At 62.3% G+C, this 13,852-nt stretch carries 14 protein-coding genes; 9 read left to right on the top strand and 5 right to left on the bottom strand.

What is annotated here, in order from left to right; all coding sequences use genetic code 11:
- The 4 genes from truA to gluQRS form a co-directional block, all read right to left on the bottom strand.
- The gene (gene truA, locus IE097_RS05255) at window positions 1-786 is read right to left on the bottom strand and encodes a tRNA pseudouridine(38-40) synthase TruA (RefSeq protein WP_229797437.1); all 786 of its coding nucleotides are present in this window, start codon (window positions 784-786) and stop codon (window positions 1-3) included.
- Window positions 783-1,397 (bottom strand): CbiQ family ECF transporter T component, encoded by a 615-nt coding sequence (locus IE097_RS19260; RefSeq protein WP_268247080.1) that lies wholly within the window; start codon window positions 1,395-1,397, stop codon window positions 783-785. The genes truA and IE097_RS19260 overlap by 4 nt, the downstream gene beginning before the upstream one ends.
- Window positions 1,398-1,412: 15 nt before the next feature.
- Complete coding sequence (locus IE097_RS05250; protein WP_189459087.1) at window positions 1,413-3,983, bottom strand: motility hub landmark protein FimV; 2,571 nt, start codon at window positions 3,981-3,983, stop codon at window positions 1,413-1,415.
- Between the two features lie 293 nt (window positions 3,984-4,276).
- Complete coding sequence (gene gluQRS / locus IE097_RS05245; protein WP_189459204.1) at window positions 4,277-5,197, bottom strand: tRNA glutamyl-Q(34) synthetase GluQRS; 921 nt, start codon at window positions 5,195-5,197, stop codon at window positions 4,277-4,279.
- Window positions 5,198-5,308: 111 nt separating this feature from the next.
- Between gluQRS and fdxA the strand changes: the two genes are divergently transcribed.
- The 5 genes from fdxA to rplI all read left to right on the top strand — a co-directional run bounded on the left by fdxA (window position 5,309) and on the right by rplI (window position 7,118).
- Window positions 5,309-5,632: a ferredoxin FdxA gene (fdxA, locus tag IE097_RS05240; protein WP_189459086.1), complete on the top strand. Its 324-nt coding sequence runs from the start codon at window positions 5,309-5,311 to the stop codon at window positions 5,630-5,632.
- Window positions 5,633-5,739: 107 nt separating this feature from the next.
- The gene (rpsF, locus tag IE097_RS05235; RefSeq protein WP_189459085.1) at window positions 5,740-6,108 is read left to right on the top strand and encodes a 30S ribosomal protein S6; all 369 of its coding nucleotides are present in this window, start codon (window positions 5,740-5,742) and stop codon (window positions 6,106-6,108) included.
- Entirely contained in the window at window positions 6,109-6,414 is a 306-nt protein-coding gene (priB, locus tag IE097_RS05230) for a primosomal replication protein N (RefSeq protein ID WP_189459084.1), read from the top strand.
- Between the two features lie 9 nt (window positions 6,415-6,423).
- A complete protein-coding gene (rpsR, locus tag IE097_RS05225) occupies window positions 6,424-6,651 on the top strand; it encodes a 30S ribosomal protein S18 (RefSeq protein ID WP_189459083.1) in 228 nt (75 codons plus the stop codon).
- Window positions 6,652-6,668: 17 nt separating this feature from the next.
- The gene (rplI, locus tag IE097_RS05220) at window positions 6,669-7,118 is read left to right on the top strand and encodes a 50S ribosomal protein L9 (RefSeq protein ID WP_189459082.1); all 450 of its coding nucleotides are present in this window, start codon (window positions 6,669-6,671) and stop codon (window positions 7,116-7,118) included.
- Window positions 7,119-7,415: 297 nt separating this feature from the next.
- Here the strand turns inward: rplI and IE097_RS05215 are convergent, their stop codons facing one another.
- Window positions 7,416-8,903: an amino acid permease gene (locus IE097_RS05215; protein WP_189459081.1), complete on the bottom strand. Its 1,488-nt coding sequence runs from the start codon at window positions 8,901-8,903 to the stop codon at window positions 7,416-7,418.
- 197 nt (window positions 8,904-9,100) lie between these two features.
- Between IE097_RS05215 and IE097_RS05210 the strand changes: the two genes are divergently transcribed.
- The 4 genes from IE097_RS05210 (at window position 9,101) to IE097_RS05195 (ending at window position 13,640) form a co-directional block, all read left to right on the top strand.
- A complete protein-coding gene (locus IE097_RS05210) occupies window positions 9,101-9,583 on the top strand; it encodes a MarR family winged helix-turn-helix transcriptional regulator (RefSeq protein ID WP_189459080.1) in 483 nt (160 codons plus the stop codon).
- On the top strand, window positions 9,580-11,124 hold the full coding sequence (locus IE097_RS05205; protein WP_189459079.1) for an MFS transporter: 1,545 nt from the start codon (window positions 9,580-9,582) through the stop codon (window positions 11,122-11,124). The genes IE097_RS05210 and IE097_RS05205 overlap by 4 nt, the downstream gene beginning before the upstream one ends.
- Window positions 11,125-11,234: 110 nt before the next feature.
- Window positions 11,235-12,713 (top strand): MltF family protein, encoded by a 1,479-nt coding sequence (locus IE097_RS05200; RefSeq protein ID WP_189459078.1) that lies wholly within the window; start codon window positions 11,235-11,237, stop codon window positions 12,711-12,713.
- A gap of 66 nt (window positions 12,714-12,779) precedes the next feature.
- A complete protein-coding gene (locus tag IE097_RS05195) occupies window positions 12,780-13,640 on the top strand; it encodes a mechanosensitive ion channel family protein (RefSeq protein ID WP_189459077.1) in 861 nt (286 codons plus the stop codon).
- Window positions 13,641-13,852 lie beyond the last annotated feature (212 nt).

The following is a 13,852-nucleotide window of genomic DNA, read 5'->3' as shown; positions in this document are numbered from 1 at the left end:
TCAAATCAGGCCATGCCGCTGACAGGGTTCGGTATCGAGCCCGAATTCAGCGGGGTAGCTGACGCCCGCCAGATACAGACCGTCGGGCATGAAGGTGGGGGGAGCCACGGCCCGCTCGCGAGCTGCGAGCAGCGTTTCGATCCACGCCGGCGCCTCGTTGCCCTTGGCAATGTGCAGCAGCGCCCCCATCAGGTTGCGCACCATATGGTGCAGAAATGCGTCGGCAGAAAAATCGACCATCAGCAGGTCACCCTGCTGCGCCAGCTCGATCCGGCTCAGAGTCTTGACCGGTGTTTTGGCCTGACATTCGGCCGCACGAAAGCTCGAAAAGTCGTGCGTACCGAGCAGTCGCTGCGCGGCATCGCGAAATGCAGCCAGATCCAGCGGCTGATGGATCCAGCCTACCCGCCCGGCCCACAACGCCGGTCGCACCGGGTGATTCAGCAGCAGGTAACGGTAGTGACGCGCATGGGCAACGAACCGCGAATGGAATGCATCGGGCACGGCTTTGGCCCACAGCACCGCCACCCCCGGCGGCAGAAAGCTGTTGACCCCGCGTACCCATGCCGTCAGCGGACGATCGACGTCGGTATCGAAGTGCGCAACCTGCCGGCTCGCATGCACGCCGGCATCGGTGCGCCCTGCTGCGTGAACGCGCACCGGATGTCCGGCCATGCGCGACACCGCAGCCTCGACTGCAGCCTGTACCGTCGGCGCCTGCGGCTGCACCTGCCAGCCGCAGAAACTGCGTCCATCGTATTCAAGCGCCAATGCGTAGCGGCTCACCACCCCACTCCCGTCAAAATCAAGCCGATCGCAGCCAGCAATGCAGCACACAAACCGCGCTGCCAACCGGACAGCGGCAACACGGTCAACCGCACCGGCCCGACCGGCGCGCCATCGTCGCCGTCCAGCCATGCGCGCCAGTTGCTCCGCAAGACCTGCGGTGCGGCAAGCAAAGCTTCCGCGTAATCCATGGTCAGCACAAGCCGCAACGCGCAACGCTCGCGCCATGCCCCGAACAGTGCCAGCGGGGCAGCCAAGGTGTAAAGCCCGGCAAAAATCCGTTCGTGCCCCAGACCTGCGAGCAGGCAGTGCAGGCTGGCCAACATGCCGACGAGGCGCATGGCCTGCAGCGCGCCCGACCGCAAACCCTCTTCGGTCGGCGCCCACAGCCACGCCACGAGGCGCAGACCGGGCGTACTCCAGCCGTACACGAACACCAGCGCCAGCAGCAGAAAGCGCAAACGCTTGAGCGTTCGCCACCAACGCCGCCGGTCGCGCAGGCTTGCCAGCACCAGAAGCAGCAGCGCAGAAAAAACCAGTGGCGTGGGCTGCAAACGATGCAACCAGCACGCCACCATCAACCAGCACAAGATCCAATTGGCTGGATGCACACGTACCACCGGGGATCAGAGCTCGGCAAGCAGACGCTGCGCCTCCGCCTTGTGCCGCTCGCCGCCCTCGCCCAGTGCTTCCTGCAGGATTTCCCGCGCACCTTCGGTGTCACCCATGTCGAGGTAGGCCTTGGCCAGATCGATCTTGGTCTGCACCGGATCGTCCTCACCCAGATCGAGGTCCGCGTCGCTCTGCTCGCCCAGACTGAGGTCCAGACCGGCAAGATCGACCTCGGACAGCGATGCCTCGATCGGCGCTGCTTCGACCGAAGCCAGCTCGCCGAAATCGAAGTCCATTGCCAGCTCGTCATCAAGGCTGTCGGTCGTAGACGTCGCCGGCGATGCCTCGATCGATGCGGCCGGCGGCTCCGGCAAACTCAGGTCCAGCGGGAAGTCGAGCTCGTCGTCGGCATCAAGATCCAGCTCGACCGGTACCGTCGGTGCGTCCAGCGACGACTCGGCAACCGGCAGATCAAAACTCAGGTCGTCCAGCGCCGAAGCGGTAGGCGCTTCGACCTCGCCCAGGCTGAAATCCAGGTCGGCCAGCAGTGCTTCCTCTCTGGCAACGACTTCCGCCTGCTCTGCAGTACTCACCACGGTTTGCGGCGCCTGTGCTTGCGGCTCGCCGACGGAAACCGCCGTCTCGGAAGGCGCGTGCGGAAGGTCGGCACTCAGATCGAGATCCAGATCGTCGAGCGGATTCGACTCCGGCGCGGCAGCGGCCACGGCAACCGCGGCCGCAGCAGCACCAGCCGCAGCCAGCGGAACGGCCGGCGACGACGAGGAACGCGGTTGATACAGCGGGTTGGCGGCGTCCAGATTCCGGCCCATATAGGCCGCCTGCTCCCAGACCGCGCCCTGGCCGTTGACCTGGGCAAACAACGCCGAAGCCACCTCCTCGAAGGCCGACTTGTCCTTGCGGGCCGCATAGATCTCGAGCAGTTTCAGGCGGATTTCGTTGCGGCTGTCATCCTTGGCCAAGGCATCACGAAGAATTTCTTCGGCCTGCGCGTCACGGCCGTAGGCCATGTAAACCTCGGCCTCGGCAACCGGATCGACTTCGTCGGTGTCGATCGTCCCCAGACCTTGACGACTGAAGTCGGTCAGGAAGGAGTTTTCGGTCGGCTGGGTCGTAATCACCGCACCGCCACTGCTGCCGATCACGGTGTTCGGTTTCAGGTCGCCCGCGGTAAGGAAGCTGTCCTCGAAGCGTGCCGGTTTGCGGCGCCGCATCCAGAACAGGCCGCCCACACCGGCGAGGACCGCAGCCAGACCACCACCGATGAGGAGCGGATTGTCGAACATCGACTCGAAGAACGAAGGCTCTTCGACCGGCGGAGCCACCACGATCGGTTTGCGCTTCCTGGCCACCGGGCTCGCCTCGGCCGCTGCCGACGCGACGACCGGCGCTGCCGCGCTCGCGGCAGCAACTTCGGCAACAGCCGAAGCAACCTCGGCCTGCACGGCCGACGCACTCGTCGCCGGCACCGAGGCGGCCGTCGCAACGCCAGCCGGCGCCTTGACCGCCAGGGCCTTTTCCATATCCTTGATGTTCTTCTGAAGATCGGCAACGCGCTGATTCGCTTCGTCGAGCGACTTCTGTCGCGCCTGTGCCTCGTCCTGCAACGCCTTCAGCTGTGCATCCCCGGACTGCCCGCCCTTGGACAGCTTGAGCACATCCTTGTTGCCATCGGCCTGCGCCAGTCCCTTGTCCTCAACCTTGGCAGTAATCTTGCCCGAGGCTGCGCCGTTCCCGGCATCGGCAGCCGGCTGTTTGCCTGCCGCGGCGGCCAGCTGGTTGCGATAATTCTTCCAGTTCTCGCCCTGCAGGCGGATTTCCTTGGCCGCCTCGTCGCGGCTGACCGCGGCCATGGTGTCGCGATCCGGAATGCGCAGGATCTTGCCGCGCTTGAGCCGGTTCATGTTGCCGTCGAATGCCGACGGATTGGCGCGATACAGGCTCACCAGCACCTGCTCGTAGCTGACACCGTCGCCCTGCACCTTGCGTGCCACCGACGACAGCGTATCGCCACTCCTGACGGTGTAGGCATCACCCTCGGCCTTCTCGGACTTCTCCGCCGGCGGCTGCTGCGATGGCGTCGCAGCGGGCGACTTACTTGGCGCAACCTTGCTTGTCTTGGACGAACCGGCGGCACCCGACGATGCCCCTCCCTTGCTGACCACGCGCCCCGGCAACTCGACCGAACCGGACGAACCCGAGCCATAACCGACCGGATCGATCAGCGCGGAGTATTCCCGCTGGATACGCCCGGACGCCCAGTTCAATTCGACCAGCAGACCGAGAAATGGCTCACTGACGGCCTGGCTCGACGTGACCAGAACGAAATACTGCCCGTTGGCACGCTTGTCGATATTGAAACGCAACCCCAGCGAACTCGGCGGATACGGTACTTGCGCGTTGGCATAGCCCTCCGGCGACGCCAGACTGACCGCCAGCGAATCGGCCTCACCCGGTTGCACCGACGTCAGATCGATTTCTGCACGGAAGGGCTGCCCCAGCCCGGAAACCACGTTCAGCTTGCCGAGCCCGGCGGCATGGGTAACCCAAGGCGAGGCAAGCATCATTGCCAATACGCAGGCTTTGAGTTTGGATTGAATTTGCACGTTGTCCCCCCAAGGGCGCTTAATGCTCAGCCAGCAGGTGCTGAGTGCTTTATCCGAATATTGGATCGCAACATATCACCCCGGTTGAAGCGCTTGCAAGGCAGCCTCCGGAACACACGGCAATCCGTTGCGGATTCACCATTGGCGCGGCTTTCAGGCGAATTAAGCCACCCTGATTCCGGTCAAAATCAGCCTCGAAAAACGCAAGGCCCAACCAGCAGGCCGTACACGTTTCATTGCGCAAAACGTAAGAATCAACCACCCGAAACCGAACCGATCTCGCCAATGGCAACAGTCCGCCGCCCGGTCAATGCATCCATCCGCCAGTGCGCCAACGCCCAGGCCCACACCTCGGAACGGGACGCCCGCAAAAGCGAAGCAGGCGGCGACTGTCCCAGCAACCTCAAAGCAGCAACAAGGCCCTCAACTCCGCAGTCCGGATCAAGCGGCCGGGCCAGCGTCTGCTTGCTCAGTTTCTCGCCATGCTCGTTGACCAGCACCGGGATGTGCGCATAACCGGGCGTAGCAAAATCAAGCAGTTGCTGCAGACGGATCTGCCTTGGCGTCGAATCCAGCAGGTCCGAACCACGCACCACGTCAGTCACGCCTTGCGCCGCATCATCGACCACCACCGCCAACTGGTAAGCCACCAGCCCGTCCGCACGCAGCAGCACGAAGTCCCCCACCTGCTGAGCAAGATTTTGCTGCTGCCAACCCTGAATACGATCCGGATAGCCAACAACAGCGTCGTCAGTCCGTACCCGCCACGCACGTGCCTCGACGCCAGCCGCCAGCCCGCCTCGACAGGTCCCGGGATAAACCGGACCGTCGATGCCGGCATGTGCAATTGCGGCAATTTCCTTACGCGTGCAGGCACACCCGTACAGCATGTCCACCGACTTCAACCGCTCGATCGCGGCAAGATAGAGCTCGCCACGCCGACTTTGATAGCAAACCTCGCCATCCCACTCGAAACCGTAAGCCTCGAGCACACGCAGGATCCGCTCGGCCGCCCCGGGCACCGTGCGCGGCGGATCCAGATCCTCGACACGCAGCAACCACTCGCCACCGGCTTGTCGCGCCTCCAGATAACTTGCCAACGCCGCCATCAACGACCCCAGATGCAAGTCGCCGGTGGGACTGGGCGCAAAACGACCGCGGTACGGGCGAGGGATTAGCGCACTGGATTCTTTGCAAATAGCCACGTCGTCGATCACCCAAGTAGGGGCTTTGGTAATATCGCAATATTCTGACGACCGTCTCGCCCCAAGAAAAGGACAAATACGATGACCTACGTTGTGACCGACGCCTGTGTGAAGTGCAAGTACACCGACTGCGTCGACGTCTGCCCGGTGGACTGCTTCCGCGAAGGCCCGAATTTTCTGGTCATCGATCCGGACGAATGCATCGACTGCACGCTGTGCGTCGCGGAGTGCCCGGTCGAGGCCATCTATGCCGAGGATGACGTCCCGGCCGACATGCAGGACTACATCGCACTGAACGCCGAACTGTCGAAATCCTGGCCGGCCATCGTCGAGAAGAAAGACCCGCTGCCGGATCACGAGACCTGGGCGGCCGTCAGCGGCAAGCTTGACCAGGTCGAGCGCTGATCGCATGCGCGCCGCTTGAGGCAAGCGCGCCGATCGGCTATCATTGTGAGTTACCCCTTGCCTGACCGACGTCGCTAGCGGCAGGCTTTAACCCATAAGGAGAACACATGCGACATTACGAGATCGTCTTTATCGTGCACCCGGACCAAAGCGAGCAAGTGCCCGCCATGGTCGAGCGCTACAAGAGCCTGATCGCTACCGGCAACGGTACCGTGCATCGCCTGGAAGACTGGGGCCGCCGTCAACTGGCTTACCCGATCCAGAAGATCCACAAGGCACACTACGTCCTGATGAACGTCGAAATCGGCCAGGAAACCCTGGACGAACTCGAACACGCGTTCAAGTTCAACGATGCCGTGCTGCGCCACCTGATCATCAAGATGGACCACGCTGTCACCGAAGCGTCGCCGATGATGAAGGAAGAGAAGTCGAAGTCGCTGACTGCTCCGGCACAGGAAGGCCAGGCTGCTGCCTAAGTGCCTGACCGAAACAAGGCGATACTCGGCGGCACCCTGATCGAACTGCCTCCGCTGCGATACACCCCCGCCGGCATACCGGTTCAGCACTGTGTCATCAGTCACGAATCGAGCCAGGAGGAAAACGGCAAGCCACGTCGGATCAACATCGAAGTGGAAGCCGTCGCGGTCGGCACGGTCGGACTGGCAGTCAACCGGCTGACCACCGGCCAGCAGCTCAAGGTTCGCGGCTTTTTTGCCGCAGTCAGTCAGCGCCAGCGCCGTCGTCTTGTTTTGCACATCAATGAATTTGAATTGCTGAATTGAGGAATTAACATGTCCCGTCATCTGTTTAAGCGGAAAAAATTCTGCCGCTTCACCGCCGAAGGCATCAAGCATATCGATTACAAAGATATCGCCATCCTGAAGGATTTCATTGCTGAAAACGGCAAGATCATCCCGGCCCGCATCACCGGCACCAAGGCCAAGTACCAGCGTCAGCTGTCGACCGCGATCAAGCGCGCTCGCCTGCTGTCCCTGCTGCCGTTCACCGATCTGCACTGATTCGAGGGGAAACTGACATGCAAATCATTCTGCTCGAAAAAGTCGCAAACCTCGGTGGCCTCGGCGACGTGGTCAAGGTCAAGGACGGTTACGCACGTAACTTCCTGATCCCGCAAGGCAAGGCCAAGCGTGCCAACGACGCCAACCTGGCTGAATTCGAAGCGCGCCGCGCCGAACTCGAAGCCCGTCAGGCCGACATTCTTGCTGGCGCCCAGTCGCGTGCTGCCCAGCTCGAAGGCGCCGTCGTCACCATCAGCCAGAAGGCTGGTGTGGACGGCCGTCTGTTCGGCTCGGTCACGACCGCCGACATCGCCGAAGCATTCACCAGCAACGGCATCGAAGTGAAGAAGTCGGAAGTCCGTCTGCCGGAAGGCCCGTTCAAGGCCATCGGCGAGTACGACATTGCCCTCGCGCTGCACCACGATGTCGTGGTCGAAGTGAAGGTTACCGTGGTTGGCGAGCAGTAATCGTCCAGCTTCGGCCCAACAAGAAAGGCACCTTCGGGTGCCTTTTTTGTTGCCCGGCACGCTGTGGCGCAGCGGACGTGGTCGCTCCAGCCTGCGGCAATTCGGCTTTCGATCACGATCGAACCGGACATGCGGCGACCCCTCGCTTCCGACTCCGGGTCAACCTGAATTCCACAAAGCCAGCCCGGAAGCCACCTTGCCCCCTATCGTCGCGCCGGAACCTCCGAGACATCACGACGAAAAAAAGCCAACCCGTCGGGGTCGGCTTTATTGCACCGGCAAGGTGGCCAGCAGGAATCAGCGCTTGTCGTTGTCCGACTCGTGCGGGAAGTCCATGTCCGCATAGGCCACCAGACGCGACTTGTTCTTGATCCGGTAGCCCCACCAGATCGCGAGGAACAACGGAATGCCGATATAGGTCGCCACCACGCCCACCCAGTCGATGCGGTCGAGCAGGAAAGCCTGATAGTTCTGGCCCAGCATGATCACCATGCACAACACGAAGGCAAACATCGGCCCGAGCGGGAAGAACTTCGACTTGTACGGCAGGTCTTCAAGCGAGTGCCCTTGCGCCACGAAGCCCTTGCGGAAGCGGTAATGGCTGATCGCAATGCCGAGCCAGGCGATGAAACCGGTCATGCCCGAAGTATTCAGCAGCCACAGGTAGACCTCCTTGTCGCCGTACAGCGAAGTCAGGAAGCACAGCGCACCGACCGCCGTCGTCGCATACAACGCATTGCGCGGCACACCGTTCCTCGACAAACGAGCAAACAGTTTCGGCGCCTTGCCTTCCGTTGCAAGGTTGTAGAGCATCCGCGTCGACGCGTACATGCCCGAATTGCCTGCAGACAGCACCGCCGTCAGGATCACCGCATTCATCAAACCGGCGGCAAAAGCCAGACCGGCATGCTGGAACACCAGCGTGAACGGCGAAACACCGATATCGGCCACATCGTTCTTCAGCAGGCTCGGATCGGTATACGGGATCAGCACGCCGATCAGGAAGATCGCCAGCACATAGAACAGCAGGATGCGCCAGAACACCTGTTTCACCGCGCGCGGGATGTTGCGGCGCGGGTTTTCCGACTCGCCGGCCGCAACACCGATCAGCTCGGTCCCCTGGAACGAGAAACCGGCAATCATCGCCACACCGAGCATGGCCGGAAAGCCGCCCACGAACGGCGCATCGCCGGTGGTGAAGTTGCCGAAGCTCTGCTGCGCCCCGCCCTTGAGGATGCCGAAGATCATCGCCAGGCCCACGCCGATGAACACCAGCACGGTTACAACCTTGATCAGCGCAAACCAGTACTCGGCCTCACCGAAGCCTTTCACCGAGATGTAGTTGAGCAGGAACATCAGCCCGAGAAACAGCGCGCTCCAGTAAATTCCCGGCACATCCGGAAACCAGTAGTGCATCACCAGCTGCGCCGCAGCGAGCTCGACCGCAATCGTGACCGCCCAGTTGTACCAGTAGTTCCAGCCCAGCGCGAAACCGAAGCCCTCGTCGACGTACTTGGCGCCGTAGGTCGAGAACGAACCGGCCACCGGCATGTACGCCGCCAGCTCGCCCAGACTGGTCATCAGGAAGTAGACCATCAGGCCGATCAGCGCATAAGCGGCAATTGCACCACCGGGGCCGGCCTGCGACACCGTTGCGCCGGAGGCGACGAACAGCCCGGTGCCGATCGAGCCGCCAATGGCGATCATCGTCAGATGGCGCGCCTTGAGGCTGCGCCGCAAGGTGGGCGCGCCGCCATCGGCGGCATGAGTTTGATGTTCTTGCATACAGGAGTTCTATAGAGATTGAACACGTCCGGCGCGAGCCGGACCCAGCTTGGCCATCTTCGAAGCAACCCGTCAGGGTAACAAACTGCCTTCGCCGGCGAAACGGCGGTTTTCCACAATACCTTGTTCCAAGCTCGGCACACCTGCATTTTGTTTCATATGATATTATTTATTTGATAATCAAATAAGGACCCGTCATGGAGTTTGAAGCCCGCATCGAGCACATCTGCGCCACCAATCCTGCCGCCCCCCGCGATGCCATCATCGCATCGCGGCGGCTGTTCCGCGCGGCCCACCTGCTCGAAAACCGGATCAACGCCGCGCTGGCACCGCATGGTCTCGACATGCGCGAATACCTCGCCCTGACCTTGCTGGCCAGCGAGGTCGACGGCCCGATGCGCCCGACCGAGCTCAGCATTACGCTCGATGCCACCCGCACCCAGATCACCCGGCTGCTCGATGCATTGGAAAAGCGCGGTCTGCTGGCCCGCTCCCCGTCGCCAACCGACCGGCGCGGACTGGAGCTGAGCGTCACCGACGCCGGACGCGCACTGCAGAAACAGGCTGTTCCCTCGGTTTACACCGCATACGAAGCCTGCTGGACGCTGGTCGATCCGGACCTGCAACCGATGCTGCTCGCCGCACTCGGCAGCATCGACCGGGGTTTGTCGCCGGCATGATCACCCGGCTGCGCCTGCACGCGCGTCTTCGTGCCGGCAAGAAACGCCTGCTGATGGCCCTGCTCGGGCTGATCACCGGCGTCGAATTCCTGGAAAACATGATGTTCGTGTTTGCCGCCAGCCACATCATGGGCGGCATCGGTGCAGCACCGCGCGAATTCGCACAGGCGCAGGCCGCGTATGCGATCGGCAGCCTGATGATGATCGTCAAACAGCAATGGTCGGTGCGGCGGTTCGGCTACCGCCGCTATCTCTGTGCGGCGCTGACCCTGTTCATCATCGGCACCATCGGCTGCTCGCAAAGCGGCAGTCTGGGCAGCCTGACGCTGTTCCGCTTCGTGCAGGGGGTCGGCGGCGGCGCCTTCTTCACCAGTTCGCGCGTGCTGATCCCGCTGATGTTCAAGGGGCCGGAACGGGCGCTGGCGGTCAAATACTTCATGTACGGCATTTTCAGTGCGTCGTGCATTGCACCGTTGCTGGCTGCCACCCTTGTCGACAACGGCAGCTGGCACATGGTGTTTTATGGCGCATTGCCGCCTGCCGTACTGGCGCTGCTCGGCGCATGGTTTCTGCTGCCCGATGCCGAACCCGCGACGGAGCGCGAACCCTTGGCCATCGGCGGGCTGCTGCTGTTCGGCACTGCGGTGCTGTGCCTGCAGCTGATGCTCAGCGACACCCGCTACGACGTGTTTGCGCATCCGTTCCGGCTGTTGCTGCTGGCCGGTGGCGGCCTGACGTTGCTGCTGGTCTTCCTGGTGCACCAGTGGCGCCATCCGCAGCCGATCCTGCACCTGCGGGTACTGGCCAATCCGGTCTACCTCACCGGGCTGGGACTGTACTTTCTCTACTACGCCATCAAGAATTTCAGCGGCTACCTGTTTCCGATCTATGCCGAACGCGGCCTGGGGCTGCCTTTGATTGCGGTCGGCTGGCTCGACAGTTTCGCCGGCGTGGCAACCTTCGTGGCTGTCATGCTTTACATCCGTTTCAGCCGGGGGCTGCCCGACAAGAAACCGCTGATGCTGGCCGGCACGCTGATCATGGCAGGTGTGTGCTGGTGGTTCTCGCTGATGCCGCCGGGGGTGGACACCCATTGGCTGATGTATGGGCTCGCGTTTCAGGGACTGTTTTCGGTGATGGTCGTCCTGCCGGTAGCCGGCCTGACCTTCAGCGAACTCGGCGACGCCTATTTCGGTCATGGCTATCAGGGCAAGAACCTCATGCGCCAGCTGGCCACCTCGATGTCCAGCGCCCTGGCTGCGGTGCTGCTGCAGGACCGCCAGTTCGCCGTCCACGACAATCTCGCTGGCGCCGTGCACGCCGGCAACCCGCAAATCGACAGCTGGCTCGCGCACATGGCCGACGTTTTCAGGCAAAACGGATTCGGCGACGCAGAGGCGCTGGCCGGCGCCCAGGCCGAGCTTGCCCGGCTGCTCGCCCAGCAAGCGCAGTTGCTCGCCTGTCAGGACATGTACCGTTATCTGGCCGGTTTCGCGGTCGTCACCGGCTTGATCATCGCCGCCCAGCGAAAACTGCGCTGAACGCCGGTCGTCTGCTCTTCCCGATGTACGGTCGGATCGTCGATCCGGCCAGCCTATCCTGAAAACATCAACAGGGAGGCACCGGCCGCAAGCGGCCCGGGGAGGCCGTCATGTCAGGCAACATCATCAAATCCCTGTTGCTGGGGCTGATCGTCAGCCTTGGCGCGAATCTGGGCGCCGCGCCGCCCGCTTCTGCCCCCGCGTCTGCGCCGGCACGCATCTACGGCGAATTGCCGTATGCCAACCCGGTCTATACCGGCGACCTCGACGGCATGATCAAGCGCCGGCTGATCCGGGTGCTCGTGGTCTATTCCAAGACCCACTACTGGGTCGAGAACGGCCAGCAACGCGGCGCCAGCTATGAAGCGCTCAAGGCCTACGAAGACGAACTCAACAAACGGCTGAAAACCGGCAACGTCAAGATCTTCGTCCTCTTCGTGCCGACCCGGCGCGACCAGATCATTCCGGCACTGCTGGCCGGACGCGGCGACATTGCCGCGGCAGGCCTGACCATTACGCCCGAGCGACTCAAACAGGTGGACTTCACCACCCCGACCTTCACCAACATCAACGAAGTCATCGTCACCGGCCCCAACTCGCCCAAGCTGGCGAAGCTTGAAGATCTGGCTGGCCAGTCGCTGTATGTGCGCAAATCGTCGAGCTACTGGACCCATCTGCAGCAGCTCAACCAGCGCTTCGCCAGGGAAAAACGGTCGCTCATCAGGCTGGAAGCGGCGGCCGAAGAGCTTCAGGACGAAGACCTGCTCGAGATGGTCAACAGCGGCCTGCTCAAGGCAGCCGTCGTTGACGATTACAAGGCAAAACTCTGGGCCAAGGTGCTGCCCAAACTGCAGGTCCGCAGCGACCTGGTCATCAATGCCAATGGTCAGCTCGCGATGATGATGCGCAAGAACAGCCCGCAACTGAAAGCCGATCTGGATGCCTTCATCAAGAGTCACGGCCAGGGGACGACGTTCGGCAATACCATCCTCAAGCGCTATCTGGGCGAGCAGAACTTCGTCAAGAACGCGCTGCAAACCACCGACCTGCAACGCTTCGAATCCACCAAAGCCATTTTCCAGCGCTACGGCAAGCAGTACCAGATGGACTATCTGCTGATGATGGCTCAGGGCTATCAGGAATCGCGACTGGACCAGCAGGCGCGCAGCCACGTGGGCGCCATCGGCGTGATGCAGCTGATGCCTGCAACCGGCAAGGAAATGAAGGTGGGCGACGTGCGCCAGGTCGAGCCGAACATCCATGCCGGCGTGAAGTACATCCGCTTCATGATCGACCAGTACTACGCCAAGGAACCGATGAACACGCTCAACAAGGGACTGTTTGCGTTCGCCTCCTACAACGCCGGCGCCGGCCGCATCAGCCAGCTGCGCAAGGAAGCCAGCAAGCGCGGGCTGGACCCGAACAAGTGGTTCAACAACGTCGAGGTCGTCGCCGCCGAAAAGATCGGTCCGGAAACGGTCACCTACGTCAGCAGCATCTTCAAGTACTACATCGCCTATACGCTGCTGATGAAGAGCGAGCAGGAGCGCCAGACCGCGAAGCAGCGCATGAAGGCACCCAAGGGTTGAATCTTGCGCATCGCCCGGACCGGCATCGACTGCTAGACTGGAGCGCCCTCCACCCGATCCGATGCCATGCTGATCGCCGACTGGCTCCCCTCCTTCATCGACCGCGCCTTCGTCCGCGACGCGACCGTCTCGCTGGTATTCATCACCGCGCTGCTGCTGGTGCGCATGCTGATCCACCGGGCGATCCTCAAGCGCCATGACCTGAGTCCGGAGCTGCGCCGCCGCTCGCTGGTCACCCTGCGCAATACGGTGCTGATCCTGTTCGTGCTGGCAATGGCCCTGATCTGGGCCAACGAGATCGAAACACTGGCCGTATCACTGGTCGCCATCGCGGCCGCCATCGTGCTGGCGACCAAGGAAATGATCCTGTGCGGCATGGGCTCGATCTACCGCACCAGCAGCAATGCCTATACGGTCGGCGACCGGATCGAAATCAACGGTCTGCGCGGCCTCGTCATCGATACCAACCTGCTGTGCACGACGCTGCACGAATCGAGTCAGGTCCAGACGCACAAGGGAACCGTCGGCCGCTCGGTCACCTTCCCGAACAGCCTGCTGCTGTCACAACCGCTGTTCAACGAAACCGCGCTGGGCCAGTACGTGATCCAGACCATCCACGTCTCGATCGACCGGGAGGCCGACTGGCAGCGCGCCGAAACACTGCTGCTGGCAAGCGCCAACACCATCGTCGCCGACTACGCCGATGACCTGAAGCACCACGCCCGCCAGCTGGAACGCAGCTATGCGGTCGAAACGCCGACGCTGGAACCCCGCCTGCGCATGTCGCTCGAGGAGCGAGAAGACATCACCCTCCACCTGCAGCTGCCGGCGCCACTGGGCAAACGGGCAGCGATCGAGCAACGCATCCTGCGCGAACTGCTCACCGGCCTGTACGGCACCCCGGAAAAAACCGACGTGAAATCATAACGTTGTTGCCCTGCGCCGAATTATCTGGCATAGTACGCAACAGATCGACGGCCCGCGCTTGACGCGGGCTCGTTTTTTGCATTGCCCCTGACCTTTCATCCGGTTCCTTCGCGTTCGCGGTTCATTCTGGTTAGCGGCATGTTTCAACGCCGTGACCAGGCCAATGGACTCGAATCGCCTGCCCGCTCCCCCAGCGGGCCTGGGTTTCGTCG

The sequence above is a fragment of the Jeongeupia chitinilytica genome, from assembly GCF_014652315.1.
GTDB lineage: Bacteria > Pseudomonadota > Gammaproteobacteria > Burkholderiales > Chitinibacteraceae > Jeongeupia > Jeongeupia chitinilytica.
The sequence above is the reverse complement of the archived record's forward strand: the minus strand, read 5'-3'. Positions and strand labels throughout refer to the sequence as shown.